The following is a 14,916-nucleotide window of genomic DNA, read 5'->3' on the forward strand; positions in this document are numbered from 1 at the left end:
GGTGCGCAAGGACAACCCCCAGCGCCTCGATGATCTCCTTGTTTGTCCAGCCGTCAGTGATGAGCACGGCGGCCTGGCGCTCTCACGCCGAGAGCCCCTCCAAGACTCCTGCCCCATCGACAGCGACCTCGGCGCAAGCTTCCTGCGGGGGCGTCTCCACGGATTTCACCGCTGAGGGTCGGAGCGGAGCCGTCTCCTGCGCGCGTGAGATCCAAGGTTCCCAGGGCAAGGAAATTGAACGCCCGAAATACGCGGTGGGCGCCGAAATCCGAGACGTGCTGCGCGGAATGGATCGGCTGAGTGCGCGGCCCGCACCACGAGCAGCATCAAATCTGCTCCAACGTTCCACCACGCCCCGGACTCGCCTCGAAGACGCAACAGGTGCTTCACGACCTGCTTATGACCCGGCTCCACGATGGCCTCCAGGCATGGAATCGCTCTTGCCCGGCCGAGACCAGCACTCCGGATTCCCGGCGCACGGCGGTGATCTCGGCAATCATGGGCTCGGCGTCGTCGCACTGGCTCCGACTGATCGAAATCAAGGCCCAGGTCAGGTTCGCGACAAAGACCCCGGCATCCTCGCATCCGGGGACACTGTCACGGCAGTGGAAAGATCGGCAAAGGCCGCGATGGGGTCACCCAGCTGGCGAGAGATGTCTTCCTCTGCTTCGCGGATCTTCCCGGGCCCCGATGACGCTGAAGGCCGGGGCCTCATTCTTCTGCCTCACCTGAAGGCCTACACGCGATGCTCGACGGTGTCGCCCCGATGCAACCACGCGACATCTAGACACTATGCCCAGCTACTAAAGACCTTCTGGTCGCCTGAGAAAATAGATCATTGATGGAATTGCATAGATCATGGAATCTGAGAAACGTCGACATATGGCCATCCGCTTCACTGATATCAGTCCCAGTTACCGCGCCAAAAATCTAGTCTTTCTACTAGAAGATACTTGAAATAAGCAACAAGTTACTGGTGCGTATCACACCCTCGAGAGCGCACGATTCGACGAGTCACCAGACTTTCTTCGGAAGACTGCGGACAATCACCCAGAATCCCCCTTGCGCCCCACCTGGTTTCATCCTTATGCGGACGCGTGTACGCATTACCGCGCGGGAGATCTAGTCGGAATGGCCAGCAGCTCTTGTGAGTCATATCACTACACCGCGTTGCGGTTACCTGTAATTTTCCTCAAAACCTTGAATACTGCACTTGATTGTGTTTTAGTTAGAACGTCTAAGCGTCTTGCACCGCTTGGATCTGTCACCAGCAGCGAATGCGCGAGTACTTCGCTCCACCCTTGTCCGTTTACTTTCCCGTCCACTGTGCCGTGGATTCATCCGGTACAGCATGCCTGCGCCCAGGAGATCATCCATGACTGCAACACCCCCTGTCTCACGCCCAGAAACCTTCGAATCCCAGACCCGCGCTCACTCACGCCGCCGCAAGATCAAAGCCGTCGTCGCCGCAGGCACCGTCCTCGGCATCGGCGCCGTGGCCACCCTCGCGACCTGGAACGACTCAGAATTCGCCCAAGGCCTGTTCGGCGCCGGGTCATACAACGTAGAGAGCTCCGAAGACGGCAACGGTTTTGCAGAGCACCCCGAAGGCGAACCCGCACAGCTGCAGTTCTCGGCGGCCAACGCGGCCCCGGGCGACAAGTTTGCGGCCCCCCTCTGGCTTCGCACTGATGAGGAAACCACAATTGACGGCATGATCACCGGCATCACATCTGTGGGCACTGGCCAGGTTGAGAACTTCGTCGATGTCCGGGTATTGGAAGTGACCGGTGGCACCTGCGCCGCAGGAAGCAATTCCGGCAACGTCATCGCGACTGGAGCCCACCTCGGAGAGCTCGAGGGCGCGCTTAGCAAGGATGAGCAAATCCGTCTGGTCAACGGCGAGTCCGACACCGCAGGCACCTCCGTTCAGCTCTGCTTCCAGGTGACCGCCGCTGACGAGAACATCCTGGAGCCCAAAGCGAAGGCTTCCGCCACATGGAAGGTGCAGACCGAGTCCGTCGAAGACTGACCTGAGCCCCGATAAGCTCAGTCAATGAAGATGTCCGCCGCTGGCCCCACGCATGACCGCGCATGTTTCCCACGTGGCAGGCGTCTCGCGAAGCTGCGAGCCCTGCTGGCGAGCGGCAGCGTTCTGGGTCTGGGCGCGTTCGCCACGGTGGCATCCTGGACTGATCAACAGGATGCCACCGGCACGCTGACCGCGGGGGAGTTCGTACTGACCAGTTCGACCAATGGTGAAGACTTCTCTCAGTACAGCCCCGATGCCCCGGCTCCACTGTTCATCGATGCCGCAGAAGTGGACATGATCCCTGGATCTCCGGTCTACGCCCTGCTGAGCGTGAGCACTGATGAGGGTTCGGTCGGCGGCGCAGTCGCCCTGCTGGCTCACCCGGACAACATCACGGGACTGGGCGCGCACCTGACCTACGGAGTCCAGCGGCTCCCCCCGAGTCCGGCCGGCCCCCCTTCCTGCAATGCCGACAGCTTCACAGCCAGTGAGACTGCGGTCGTCCCGCTCGGGTCATCCTTGGCCGATGGCGGCGGTCCGGGCAGTGAACAGGCACTTCAGGCACAGGGGTCCGACCAGGTCGACTTCTGCTTCGCCATCACTCTGCCGCCCGAGATCAGCCCCAGCCCCGACGCGACCTCAGTGGAGGCCTCGTGGGAGCTGGCAGGAACCGCGAATGGAACTGGCAGCAACCAATGACATCGAACCCCCGCATGCTCAGCGCCTGGGCCGCGATCCTCGGCGTGGCCGCGCTGGCTCTGGCCTCCGTGCACCATCCGGCCGAGCTCACCGAAGCGTCCTGGACCGACTCCGAATATGCGGCGGCAGAGCTGCGCTATGAAGCTCCTGAGCCTGAGGAGACGGAGGAGCCCCCGGAATCTGACGCGCCCACCGAGCCAGAGGATCCCTCCGAGACCGAAGACCCTGCTGATCCGTCGGAACCCGAAGACCCCCGAGACCCCGAAGACCCCGACTCCTCCCCAAACCCAGAAGACCCAGATGAGGGCGAACCAGAGACCCCCGACGTTCCCATCGCAGACGGTGGCGCCGAGGTGGATCAAGCCCGCGTCGACGAGATCAACACACTCCCCGCCCTGCAACCCAAGAATGACCTCGCCGCAATGGGGCTGACCTTCCAGACCACCTCGGTGACCCCCCTCGGAGGACGCACACTCGACTTCTGCCACGACTTCACAATCAGCAACTCCTCTGAAGAGCCCGTGGAATGGGAGCTGGAGTTCGACACATCTCAGGCACCGCTCTGGGGCTGGACTCCCTACGCCACATCGGGGGAACCACGCTTCCAGACCCAGGGAAACCCTCGACAGGGGGCCTTCACCGGCGATTTCGATACAACCTCATCGATCTGGAGCATTCGCGGGCAAGACTTCAGATCTGACGCTCGGCAGTCTTGGCTCGGTGACACTCGCACCATTGAGCCCGGGGCCGATATGGCAATCCGCTTCTGCACGCTGCGCGATTCCGTGCCATACCCCGAGGTTGACACAGCGCTGTTCACCTGGGACTTGAGCAATGATGGCGGATGGTCACTTGGCATCAGCGCAGACGTGCAGACTCCAGTGGAGACGTACATTCCCTGGGCGATCACCATAGATCTGTCCCAGATCGTCTGCCCCGAGTTCCTGGACGACGCGACCCTCCGCTGGCAGGGCGGCGAGGTGACTGCCCTGGATGATTCCGGGCATCGGTTCTCCTACAGACTTTCCCAAAACGATGAGTTCGACCTCATTCGCGCCGATGCACCGGTCCATCGGGGCATCGTTCGCGTCCAGCTGCCCGGTCGATCCGCGGGCGCCAACCTGCAGCCCAACTGCTGATGGGCGTCCAGCGCTTCATGAAACGCGCCCTCCACCTTCTGGGCGAACTCTTCCTGTGGCTGGCTGCGGTCCTCGGCGGAATCTCGATCCTGCTGGTCGTCCTCGGGTGGGCCATGAACATCTCACTGATCATGTTCCGCACCGGGTCGATGGAACCGACGATCCCCACCGGAGCTGTCGCCGTCGTCCAGGAGATCTCAGCCGAGGAGGTGGAGGTCGGCGACATCCTGACGGTCGACCGAGACGACCAGCTTCCAGTGACGCACCGTGTGACGAGCATCGAACCCGGAGCCGGGTCCGCTGAGCGCGTCATCCGCATGCAGGGAGACGCCAACGAGACGGAGGATCCTCACCCGTACACGATCACCGAAGCGCGACTCTCGCTGTTCCACATCCCGCACATCGCCAACGCGGTCAACCAGCTCAACAACCCCTACCTGCTGGGTCTGATCACGGTCGTGGCGGCGGCTGGCGTGGGCTGGACCTTCTGGCCCCGAGAAGAAGATCGACCGCGCAGCTCCGCTGCGCCTTCCCCTGCTCCCGCCTCACCGCCTCCACGGCACCGGCCGCGCCATACCTCAGTGGAGTGATGCTGACCGGTCTTGCTCAGTCCTCGATGAGGTCGTGGATCGCGATCACCTGGTCGCGGCCAGGCCCCACGCCCACGCCCGAGATCCGGCAGCCGCTGAGCTTCTCCAGCGCGAGCACGTAGTTCCGTGCGTTCTCCGGGAGGTCCTCCAGCGTGCGGGCGCCGGAGATGTCCTCGGTCCAGCCGGGGTAGTTCTCGAAGACCGGCTTCGCGTGGTGGAACTCGGTCTGGGTCATCGGCATCTCGTCCTGACGGACGCCGTCGACCTCGTAGGCCACGCAGACCGGGATCTCTTCGATGCCGGTGAGCACGTCGAGCTTGGTCAGGAAGAAGTCGGTGAAGCCGTTGATGCGGGAGGCGTAGCGCGCCATCACCGCGTCGTACCAGCCGCAGCGCCGCGGGCGTCCGGTGTTGACGCCGAACTCGCCGCCGGTCTTCTGCAGGTACTCGCCCCACTCGTCGAAGAGCTCGGTCGGGAACGGGCCGGCACCGACGCGTGTGGTGTAAGCCTTGACGATGCCGATGGAGCGCGTGATCCGGGTCGGCCCGATGCCGGACCCGACGGACGCGCCGCCCGCGGTCGGGTTGGAGGAGGTCACGAACGGGTAGGTGCCGTGGTCGACGTCGAGGTAGGTCGCCTGACCACCCTCCATCAGCACCACTTCGCCGCGGTCCAGCGCGTCGTTGAGCAGGATGGTGGTGTCCACGACCATGGGCCGCAGTCGCTCGGCGAAGTCCAGGAAGTACTCGGCGATCTCATCGACCGCGATGGCTCGGCGGTTGTAGAGCTTGACCAGGAGCTCGTTCTTCTGCCGCAGCGCCCCTTCGATCTTCTGCCGCAGGATCGACTCGTCAAAGATGTCCTGGACCCGAATGCCGAGGCGGGCGACCTTGTCCATGTACGTGGGACCGATGCCGCGACCGGTGGTGCCGATGGCGCGCTTTCCGAGGAACCGCTCGGTGACCTTGTCCATGGTCTGGTGATAGGGCGCGACGAGGTGCGCATTGGCCGAGATCTTCAGCTTCGAGGTGTCGGCGCCGCGCGCCTCGAGGCCATCGATCTCGTGGAAGAGCGCCTCCAGGTTCACGACGACGCCGTTTCCGATCACCGGCACGGCGTTCGGGGACAGTATCCCGGCCGGAAGGAGCTTGAGCTCGAACTTCTCGCCGCCGACGACGACGGTGTGACCTGCGTTGTTGCCGCCATTGGGCTTCACCACGTAGTCGACCCGGGAACCGAGCAGGTCCGTGGCTTTGCCCTTACCTTCGTCGCCCCACTGGGCTCCGACGATCACAATGGCTGGCATGGCAGTCCTTTCCCGAGCTGAGCTGGTCTGGGAGCACCCGCAACCGCAAAGGCGTCCTTGTAGATCCTACCAACGTCGACCGAAACCAGGATTGGTCCTGACACAGTCAGCCCAGTCGACCGCCCGAAGCCTCGAGATAGCAGGCGGCGCAGAGGGATTCGTACCAGATGTCGGTGCCGTCGATCGCGACCTGATCACCGTCGAAGATGATCGCGTCACCGGCGCGTCGGGTGTTGAACACCGCCTTGCGCCCGCAGCGGCAGATGGTCTTGAGCTCCTCGAGTGCATGGGCGAGGTCCATCAGCCGCGCCGACCCGGGGAACGCCATCGTCCGGAAATCCGTGCGGATGCCGTAGGCGAGCACCGGAACGTCATCGAGCACGGCGATGCGCAGCAGGTCCTCCACCTGCGCCGGGGTGAGGAACTGGGCCTCATCCACGAGCAGACAGGCCACGGGTTTGATCTGCCGGTTCAGCGCCCCTGACTCCGCTTCCATGTCATCGAGCAACGTTCCCGGCGTGGTCCCCGCCGCATGCTGTGCCACCAGGTCGCGCAGCGGAGCCTGCGGCGGGATCAGGAAGTCCACGTTGCGGGTCACGCCGAGACGGGAGACGATCTCGTCCTCGCCCTTGGTGTCTACCTGGGGCTTCGCCAGCAGAACCCGCTGACCGCGCTCCTCATAGTTGAACGCGGCCTGCAGCAGCCCGGTCGACTTGCCCGAGTTCATCGCGCCATAGCGGAAGTAGAGCTTAGCCATTCTCAGAAGAACCCTTCGGCTTTGACAGCTCAGGGCTCAGCGCAGGCGGCTGATCGCCTCGGGTGCGGAAGCGTCGCAGTCGCGCAGCAGCTTGGTGATGCGTTCAACCTCGGCGGTCTCGCCGATGGCGGCCGCAGCCTGGCCCAGCGCGCCCAGGGAACGCAGGAAGCCGCGGTTGGGCTCGTGGCTCCACGGCACAGGGCCGGCACCGCGCCAGCCGGAGCGGCGCAGCACGTCGAGGCCGCGGTGGTAGCCGACCCGGGCGTACGCGTAGCCCTCCACGGTGTATCCCTGGTCCAGCGCGTCCTCTGCGAGCAGCGCCCAGACCAGGGAGGACTCCGGGTGTTTCGCCGCGAGATCCACGGGCTCCTCGCCGGTGGCCAGCGATTCGGAGACTTCGGGTTCAGCCGGAAGCAGCGTGGGCTCCGGCTCCATCAAATTTTGACCAACGATGCTCATGGCCACATCCTACTGCCAAGATTCCTCACCGGGATTCGCATCCAAAGCCGCTCCCGCACGGGCTGTGCGGCCCTCTCGACGTGAAGATCTCGGCCGGAGCCCGGCGACGGCCCGCGTGGACTCCAGCGGGCCGCCGCCTGATGTGGCTGCGCGGATCACTTCTTCTTGCGGCTGGACTTCTTGCCGGAGTCGACGAGGGCGATGGCGATCGCAGCGAGCCAGGCGTCCTTTGCCAGCGGAGTGCCGTCCTGGGTCGGGCGGACGCCGTCGGACTGGGTCATGCCGTCATTGCGGAAATACATGCTGAGCATGCCTGCGGTGAAGGTGCCGAGTGCGAGACCTGCGACCCGGTTGCTCACGAAGGGTGCCAGCAGCGCGCCGCCGAGGGCGATCTCTCCCCATGCCAGAGCCTTGCCGAACTGCTCCGGCGAGAGCTGCTTGACTGCGGGCACGCCGGTGGCGGCCATGCCCTGCATGCCGGCGGCGGAATCGGCATCAAGGCCGAGCTTGCCGATCCCGGCGTTGAGGATGAAGGCACCGGGGACGGTGCGCAGCGCGATCGTGGACATGTTCATGAGGTTCTCCGACCTGTTGGGGACGTCCGGCCGCCTGAGACGGCGGCCGTTGAAGACGATTTCCCAAGGCTCAACCCTACCGAGGGCGCGGCCATTCCCACGCTCGGGATCAGTCAGCGGCCCGGTCGGCTGGGAACGACGACGGCGGCCGCCGCTTCGCCGAGAAGGGACGGCCACCGTCGTCGTCGTTGCTCGGCGCGGGACGCTGAGCGAGAAGTATTACTTGATGGACTTGCCGGCGGAGCCGAGGCGCTGGGAGGCCTCCACGATGCGGGCGGCCATGGACTCTTCGGCCTTGGCGCCCCAGACGCGCGGGTCGTAGGTCTTCTTGTTCCCGACCTCGCCGTCGATCTTCAGCACGCCGTCGTAGTTGGCGAGCATGTGACCGGCCACCGGGCGGGTGAAGGCGTACTGGGTGTCGGTGTCGATGTTCATCTTGATCACGCCGTAGGAGACCGCGTCGGAGATCTCCTGCTCGGAGGAGCCGGAACCGCCGTGGAAGACCAGGTCGAAGGGTGCCGCCTTGCCGTACTTCACGGCGGCCTCCTCCTGGATCGCCTTGAGGATCTCCGGGCGCAGCTTCACGCCGCCGGGCTTGTACACGCCGTGGACGTTGCCGAAGGTCAGCGCGGTCATGTAGCGGCCGTGCTCGCCCAGGCCGAGCGCCTCGATGGTCGCGGTGGCGTCTTCGATGGTGGTGTAGAGCTTCTCATTGATCGCGTTCTCCACACCGTCCTCTTCGCCGCCGACGGTCCCGATCTCTACCTCGAGGATCTGCTTGGCGGCCGCGCTGCGGGGAAGCAGCTCGGCGGCGATGCGCAGGTTCTCCTCGAGCGTCTCTGCGGAGCCGTCCCACATGTGGGAGTTGAAGATCGGGTCGCGTCCGGCCTTGACCTCGGCCTCGGAGGCTTCGAGCAGCGGCAGCACGAACCCGTCGAGCTTGTCCTTGGGGCAGTGGTCGGTGTGCAGCGCGATGTTGACGCCGCAGCTCTTGGCGACCTGCTTGGCGAAGGCGGCGAAGCCCAGGGAGCCGACCACCATGTCCTTGACGCTGGCGCCGGACCAGTACGCGGCACCGCCGGTGGAGACCTGGATGATGCCGTCAGACTCGGCCTCGGCGAAGCCGCGGATGGCGGCGTTCAGGGTCTGCGAGCTGGTGACGTTCACCGCGGGGTAGGCGTAGCCGCCAGCCTTCGCGGAATCGATCATCTGGTTGTACTTGTCCGGGGTTGCGATAGCCACGTGTGAGCTCCTTATTGCATAAGTCAGAGACGGCAACGTCATTGGTGCGCTGCCGTCATCCTATCGGGGTTGAGCCGCCAGAGCCGAGGAATCTTTCGCTCGATCTGCAGAATCTTCAGGTCCCGACGTGGTCACAGGGTCGTTGCTCCAGCGGTCGCCTCTGCCGATCTTCGAGGGCCACCAGAACCGGTGACCGAGGTCCACGCCGATCGCCGGGACCTGCAGGGTACGCACGATGAAGGTGTCGATCAGCACGCCCAGGGCGACCAGGAAGGCCAGCTGCACCATGAACATCAGCGGCAGCACGCCCAGAGCGGCGAAGGTCGCGGCCAGCACGATGCCGGCGCTGGTGATGACTCCGCCGGTGATGACCAGTGAGTAGAGCAGCCCCTCCTTCGGCCCGCGGCGGATGGTCTCCTCCCGGGCTCGGGTGGCCAGGAAGATGTTGTAGTCCACCCCCAGGGCGGTGAGGAAGACGAAGCCGAACAGCGGCACCGTCGGGTCGGCTCCTGGGAATCCGAAGATGTAGTTGAACACCAGCGCGGAGATGCCCAGTGCTGCGGTGTAGGAGAGCACCGTGGTGACCAGCAGGATCAGCGGGGCAGTCACCGAGCGCAGCAGCACGATCAGGAAGGCCAGGATGACCAGCAGCACGATCGGGATGATCGTGATCAGGTCACGCTGGGCAGTCTCGTTGGTGTCCAGCTGGGTGGCGGTGGTGCCGCCGACCAGCGCTTCGCCGTCGAGCGCGTTGAGCTCCTCGCGGAGCTCCCCGATGGTGCGCTCAGCCTCCAGGGAGTCCCCGGAGTCGGTCAGCGTGACCGAGAGCTGGTTGTAGCCGTCGACCTCATTGGCATCCTCAGGTCCCTGGGCCGGTGCGCCGTTCTCGGCCACCGCGTAGACCTCGCCTACGCCGTCGCGGGCATCGACGATCTCGAGTGCCGCGGCAAGCTCATCCGCAGGCACGAAGACGTTCGCGGGGGCGCCGGTGCCGGCATCGAAATGCTCCTCGAGCATCGCCTGGCCATCTTTGGCGTCGGTCTGGCCCAGCACCTGTTCCGACTGCGGGACGCCCTCGGCGCGCAGATCCAGCACGCCCACCGAGGCGATGAGCAGCAGGCCGGTGACCACGAGCCAGATGAACCGGGGACGGGCGCGGACCTTCTCCGCGACCACGGCCCAGAGGGTCCGACGCCGCGAGGTGTGCTTCGTGCGGCGCGTCTCCAGGTCTGGGTTCGCGGCCAGGGCCTCCTCCACGGCGGGCTTGGGCGCATGCGGGACCTTGGGCCAGAAGACCGGGCGGCCGAAGAGCGCGAGCATCGCGGGCAGGAAGGTCAGCGTGGCGAGCATCGCGAAGACGATGCCGGTGCTGGCCACGGGGCCCAGTGCCCGGTTGGAGTTCAGATCGGAGAAGAGCAGGCAGAGCAGCGCGGCGGCCACGGTGCCGCCGGAGGCGAGGATCGCAGGGGTGGAGCGGCGCCAGGCTTCCCAGAGCGCATCGAAGCGGTTCTCTCGGGCGAGCAGCTCTTCGCGGTAGCGGGCGACCAGCAGCAGCGAGTAGTCGGTGGCGGCGCCGATGACCAGGATCGAGAGGATGCCCTGGGCCTGGCCGTTGAGCGTGATCCACTCCCACTTGGCCATCTGGAAGATCACGGTGATGGCGCTGGAGAGCGCGGCGATGGAGGAGAGCAGCACCAGGAAGGGCAGCAGCACCGAGCGGTAGACCACCACCAGGATGACGAAGACCGTGATCACGGCGACCAGCAGGAGCAGCCCGTCGATCCCGGCGAAGGCGTTGGCGAAGTCATCGGAGAGCGCCGCCGGTCCGGTGACGTGGGTGGTCCACTCATCTTCCGTGAGCTCGGAATCGACGAGGTTGCGCAGCTCTTCGACAGCACCGTCCTCGACCGCGGCCTCTTCCATGAGGACCAGCACCTGGAAGGCCTCCCCATCTTGGGAGACCTGCGGGGGCAGGGAGCGGTCGACGCCGCCGAGCTCGTTGATCTCACCCACCAGAGCCTCCAGGGAGACGAGCGCCTGCTCATCGACCTCACCGCCGGCGGGTTCACCGATGAGGGTCGCCGGGACGGAGTCATCGTCGGAGAAGCCCTGGCTGAGTTCGAGCGCCTCGGTGGACTCCGCGTCGGCGGGAAGGAAGGTGGTCTGATCATTGGTGGTGACCTCGCTGACCTTCCCGAAGGTCTGACCGCCCACGGCGGTCACCCCGAGCCAGACCAGCACCAGAATCGCGGGGATCAGGATCCGGATCCAGCCGGGCTGGGTGCGGCTGCGCCCCTGCTGAGTCTTGTTCTTCACGTCTTCTCGCTATCGTTCCCGCCGTACCTAGACGCTGCGCCGCGCCACATGGCACGAAACGCTGCACCGTTCGGGCATAACCTCGGCCTTCACCGGCAGGTGTTGATCCCTGCGTCGAAGACATCTGACGAAGACACTGTACTGCGCTCGAGTATTTCTAATTTGTAGCAGATTCCCAGGCTTGGGTGGACGTGCGAGATGCGACTGTCGACTCCCCCACATCTCGGCTCGCTTCGCGCGGGACGCGGAGACGCGGCACGCGCAGCGTCACCTGTAGGCCCGGAGGTGGCTCAGGTGACGCTGCGCGGTCGGCGGCGTCGAGCAGCGGGTGAGGTGCTCGCGTGCTGACTATTCGACGACGACGAGCAGATCTCCGCCGTCGACCTGCTGCACCCCGCTGATCACCGCTCGGGTCACGGTGCCCGCCACCTGGGTGGTGATCCCGGCCTCCATCTTCATCGCCTCGATGGTGGCCACGTTCTGTCCGGCCTCCACGGTGTCACCCTCCTCGACCGTGAGCGTGACCGCTCCGGCGAAGGGTGCGGCGACATGGCCCGACTTGGAGGCGTCGGCCTTCTCGGCGACCGCCACGGTGGCTTCCACGGAGTCATCCCGGGCGCCGACCTGGCGGGCCTGCCCGTTGAGCGTGCACATCACGGTCCGCACACCCTTGGGGTCAGGGTCTGAGACGGTCTGCAGCGTGACCAGCAGCCGCACACCTCTGCCCAGCGAGATGACGTGTTCGTAGCCGGTGCGCATTCCGTAGAGGAAGTCCCGGGTGTGCAGCACCTGGACGTCGCCGTACTTGTCCCGGGCGGCCTCGAAGTCCTTGGTCGGGCCGGGGAAGAGCAGCCGGTTCAGCGTGCGACGCCGCACGGCGGCGTCCTCGGAGCGCAACGCTGCGGAGTCCTCCTCGGTGAGATCCTGATCCAGCGGCTTGACCGTGCGACCTTCCAGCGCCTTGGACCGGAACGGCTCGGGCCACCCGCCTGGCGGGTCTCCGAGCTGTCCGGCGAGGAACTGGATCACCGAATCCGGCAGGTCGAAGCTCTGCGGGTTCGCCTCGAACTCCTTGGGGTCGACGTCCATGCCGACCAGCTGCAGCGCCAGGTCCCCGACCACCTTCGATGACGGGGTGACCTTCACCAGCCGGCCCAGCATGGTGTCGGCTGCGTGGTACATGTCCTCGATGTTCTCGAACCGCTCCCCCAGGCCCAGCGCGATGGCCTGCTGGCGCAGGTTCGAGAGCTGACCACCCGGGATCTCGTGCCGGTAGACCCGGCCGGTGGGGCTGGTCAGCCCTGATTCGAAGGGCGTGTAGATCGAGCGCACGGCCTCCCAGTAGGGCTCCATGGAGGCCACGGCTTCCAGGCCCAGCCCGGTGTCGCGCTCGGTGTGCTCCAGGGCCGCCACCAGCGCCGAGGCCGGAGGCTGCGAGGTGGTCGCCGCCATCGAGGCCACCGCGACGTCGACGGCGTCGACCCCGGCCTCGGCGGCGGCCAGCAGCGTGGCCAGCTGTCCACCGGCGGTGTCGTGGGTGTGCAGGTGCACCGGCACCTCGAAGCGTTCACGCAGAGCGGTGACCAGAGTCTTCGCCGCGGAAGGACGCAGGAGCCCGGCCATGTCCTTGATTGCGAGGATGTGCGCGCCGGCGTCGACCATCTGCTGCGCCAGGCCGAGGTAGTACTCCAGGGTGTAGAGGTCCTCATCCGGGTCGGTGAGGTTGCCGGTGTAGCAGATGGCGGCCTCGGCCACGGCGGTGCCGGTCTTGCGCACCGCCTCGATGGCCGGGACGATCTGGTTCACGTCATTGAGCGCGTCGAAGATCCGGAAGATGTCCACCCCGGTCGCGGCGGCCTCGGCCACGAAGGCATCGGTGACCTCCAGCGGGTAGGGGGTGTAGCCCACAGTGTTGCGCCCGCGCAGCAGCATCTGGATCGGAATGTTCGGCAGCTCCGCACGCAGTAGACGCAGCCGGTCCCACGGGTCCTCGGAGAGGAAGCGCAGCGCGACGTCGTAGGTCGCACCGCCCCAGGCCTCCACCGAGAGCAGCCCCGGGGTCACATGGGCCACCGCCGGCGCGGCGGCGAGCAGGTCTCGGGTGCGCACCCGGGTGGCCAGCAACGACTGGTGCGCGTCACGGAAGGTCGTGTCGGTGACCGCCAGCGCGGTCTGTTCGCGGAGCTTCCGGGCGAAGCCCTCGGGGCCCTCGCTGATGAGGACCTGGCGCCAACCGTCGGGCTTGGGGTGGTCCGAGGGGCCGTCGAAGGGACTGCGGTCCGGCTCGTCGCGCTTGTCGCCGGGGAAGTGCGGGAGCTTGTCGCGCGGGTCGATGCCTTCGACCCGGGGGCCGTAGGGCTGGTTCACCGTGATGTCGGCCAGGTACTGCAGCGCCTTGGAGCCGCGGTCCTGGGAGCGGTTGATCTTGGCCAGCTCGGGGTGGGCGTCGATGAAGTCGGTGGCCACGTCCCCTGCGAGGAACTCCGGCGAATCCAGCACGTTGAGCAGGAACGGAATGTTGGTGGCGACCCCGCGGATCCGGAATTCCGAGAGCGCGCGACGGGCGCGGGCGATGGCGGTCTGGTGGTTGCGGCCGCGGGCGGTGAGCTTGACCAGCATCGAGTCGAAGTGCGGGCTGATCTCGGCGCCGGCGTAGACGGTGCCGCCGTCGAGCCGGATGCCGGAGCCGCCGGCGGAGCGGTAGACGGTGACCGTGCCGATGTCCGGGCGGAACTCGTTGGCCGGGTCCTCGGTGGTGATCCGGCACTGCATGGCGGAGCCGCGCACGCGCAGGTCCTCCTGCCGGATGTCGAGGTCTTCGAGGGTCTCCCCTGCGGCGATGCGCATCTGAGCGGAGACCAGGTCGATGTCGGTGATCTCTTCGGTGACGGTGTGCTCCACCTGGATGCGCGGGTTCATCTCGATGAACACGTGCTGCCCGGCGCGCTCACCGACGGTGTCCACGAGGAACTCCACCGTGCCGGCGTTGCGGTAGTTCATGGCCTTGGCGAACGCGACGGCGTCGCGGTGCAGCGCCTGGCGGATGTCCTCGTCCAGGTGCGGGGCCGGGGCGATCTCCACGACCTTCTGGTAGCGGCGCTGCAGCGAGCAGTCGCGCTCGAAGAGGTGGACCACGTTGCCTTCGCCGTCGGCCAGGATCTGGACCTCGATGTGGCGGGGACGCAGGACAGCCTGTTCGAGGAAGACGGTGGGGTTGCCGAAGGCGGTCTCGGCCTCGTGCATGGCCGAGCGCAGCGATTCGGCGAGGTCTTCACGCTTGTCCACCCGGCGCATGCCGCGTCCGCCGCCGCCGGCGACGGCCTTGACGAAGATCGGGAAGCCGATCTCCTCGGCGGCCTTGATGAGCTCTTCGGTGTCCTTGGAGGGCTCGGAGCTCTGCAGCACCGGGACTCCGGCCTTCTTCGCGGCACGCAGGGCCTTGACCTTGTCTCCGGTGGATTCCAGGACGTCGGCAGGCGGACCGATGAAGGTGATGCCCGCCTCGTCACAGGCTCGGGCCAGGTCAGGGTTCTCGGAGAGGAAGCCGTAGCCGGGGTAGATGGCATCCACGCCGGCGTCCTTGGCGACGCGGATGATCTCTTCGATGTTCAGGTAGGCGCGGACGGCGTGGCCCTCTTCGCCGATCCGGTAGGCCTCGTCGGCCTTCTGCCGGTGGAAGGAGTTGCGGTCCTCATGCGGATACACGGCGACGGTGCGCGCGCCGAGTTCGACGCCGGCGCGGAACGCGCGGATGGCGATCTCCCCGCGGTTGGCGACCAGGATCTTCGAGAACATAACTGC

General features: G+C 66.1%; 11 protein-coding genes. 4 read left to right on the top strand and 7 right to left on the bottom strand.

The window, feature by feature from the left end; translation table 11 throughout:
- The first annotated feature begins 1,375 nt into the window (after nucleotides 1–1,375).
- The 4 genes from LTH93_RS05415 to LTH93_RS05430 are packed head-to-tail and all read left to right on the top strand — an operon-like array spanning nucleotide 1,376 to nucleotide 4,460.
- On the top strand, nucleotides 1,376–2,032 hold the full coding sequence (locus tag LTH93_RS05415; RefSeq protein ID WP_241470309.1) for a SipW-dependent-type signal peptide-containing protein: 657 nt from the start codon (nucleotides 1,376–1,378) through the stop codon (nucleotides 2,030–2,032).
- 24 nt (nucleotides 2,033–2,056) lie between these two features.
- A complete protein-coding gene (locus tag LTH93_RS05420; RefSeq protein ID WP_241470310.1) occupies nucleotides 2,057–2,731 on the top strand; it encodes a SipW-dependent-type signal peptide-containing protein in 675 nt (224 codons plus the stop codon).
- The gene (locus tag LTH93_RS05425) at nucleotides 2,728–3,870 is read left to right on the top strand and encodes a hypothetical protein (protein ID WP_241463605.1); all 1,143 of its coding nucleotides are present in this window, start codon (nucleotides 2,728–2,730) and stop codon (nucleotides 3,868–3,870) included. The genes LTH93_RS05420 and LTH93_RS05425 overlap by 4 nt, the downstream gene beginning before the upstream one ends.
- A 17-nt stretch (nucleotides 3,871–3,887) precedes the next feature.
- Nucleotides 3,888–4,460 (top strand): signal peptidase I, encoded by a 573-nt coding sequence (locus tag LTH93_RS05430; RefSeq protein ID WP_241470311.1) that lies wholly within the window; start codon nucleotides 3,888–3,890, stop codon nucleotides 4,458–4,460.
- Nucleotides 4,461–4,476: 16 nt separating this feature from the next.
- Here LTH93_RS05430 and LTH93_RS05435 read toward each other — a convergent pair whose 3' ends face one another.
- The 7 genes from LTH93_RS05435 to LTH93_RS05465 all read right to left on the bottom strand — a co-directional run bounded on the left by LTH93_RS05435 (nucleotide 4,477) and on the right by LTH93_RS05465 (nucleotide 14,910).
- Nucleotides 4,477–5,766, bottom strand: a complete 1,290-nt coding sequence (locus LTH93_RS05435; RefSeq protein ID WP_241463603.1) for an adenylosuccinate synthase — start codon at nucleotides 5,764–5,766, stop codon at nucleotides 4,477–4,479.
- A gap of 106 nt (nucleotides 5,767–5,872) precedes the next feature.
- Nucleotides 5,873–6,523 (bottom strand): thymidine kinase, encoded by a 651-nt coding sequence (locus LTH93_RS05440; protein ID WP_241470312.1) that lies wholly within the window; start codon nucleotides 6,521–6,523, stop codon nucleotides 5,873–5,875.
- 36 nt (nucleotides 6,524–6,559) lie between these two features.
- Nucleotides 6,560–6,982, bottom strand: a complete 423-nt coding sequence (locus LTH93_RS05445; protein ID WP_241463601.1) for a DUF3151 domain-containing protein — start codon at nucleotides 6,980–6,982, stop codon at nucleotides 6,560–6,562.
- A gap of 155 nt (nucleotides 6,983–7,137) precedes the next feature.
- A complete protein-coding gene (locus LTH93_RS05450; RefSeq protein WP_241470313.1) occupies nucleotides 7,138–7,557 on the bottom strand; it encodes a hypothetical protein in 420 nt (139 codons plus the stop codon).
- Nucleotides 7,558–7,776: 219 nt separating this feature from the next.
- Entirely contained in the window at nucleotides 7,777–8,799 is a 1,023-nt protein-coding gene (gene fbaA / locus LTH93_RS05455; protein WP_241463599.1) for a class II fructose-bisphosphate aldolase, read from the bottom strand.
- Nucleotides 8,800–8,859: 60 nt separating this feature from the next.
- A complete protein-coding gene (locus tag LTH93_RS05460; protein WP_241470314.1) occupies nucleotides 8,860–11,115 on the bottom strand; it encodes an MMPL family transporter in 2,256 nt (751 codons plus the stop codon).
- 348 nt (nucleotides 11,116–11,463) lie between these two features.
- Nucleotides 11,464–14,910 (bottom strand): pyruvate carboxylase, encoded by a 3,447-nt coding sequence (locus LTH93_RS05465; protein ID WP_241470315.1) that lies wholly within the window; start codon nucleotides 14,908–14,910, stop codon nucleotides 11,464–11,466.
- Nucleotides 14,911–14,916 lie beyond the last annotated feature (6 nt).

Source organism: Nesterenkonia sp. DZ6, from assembly GCF_022565835.1.
GTDB lineage: Bacteria > Actinomycetota > Actinomycetes > Actinomycetales > Micrococcaceae > Nesterenkonia.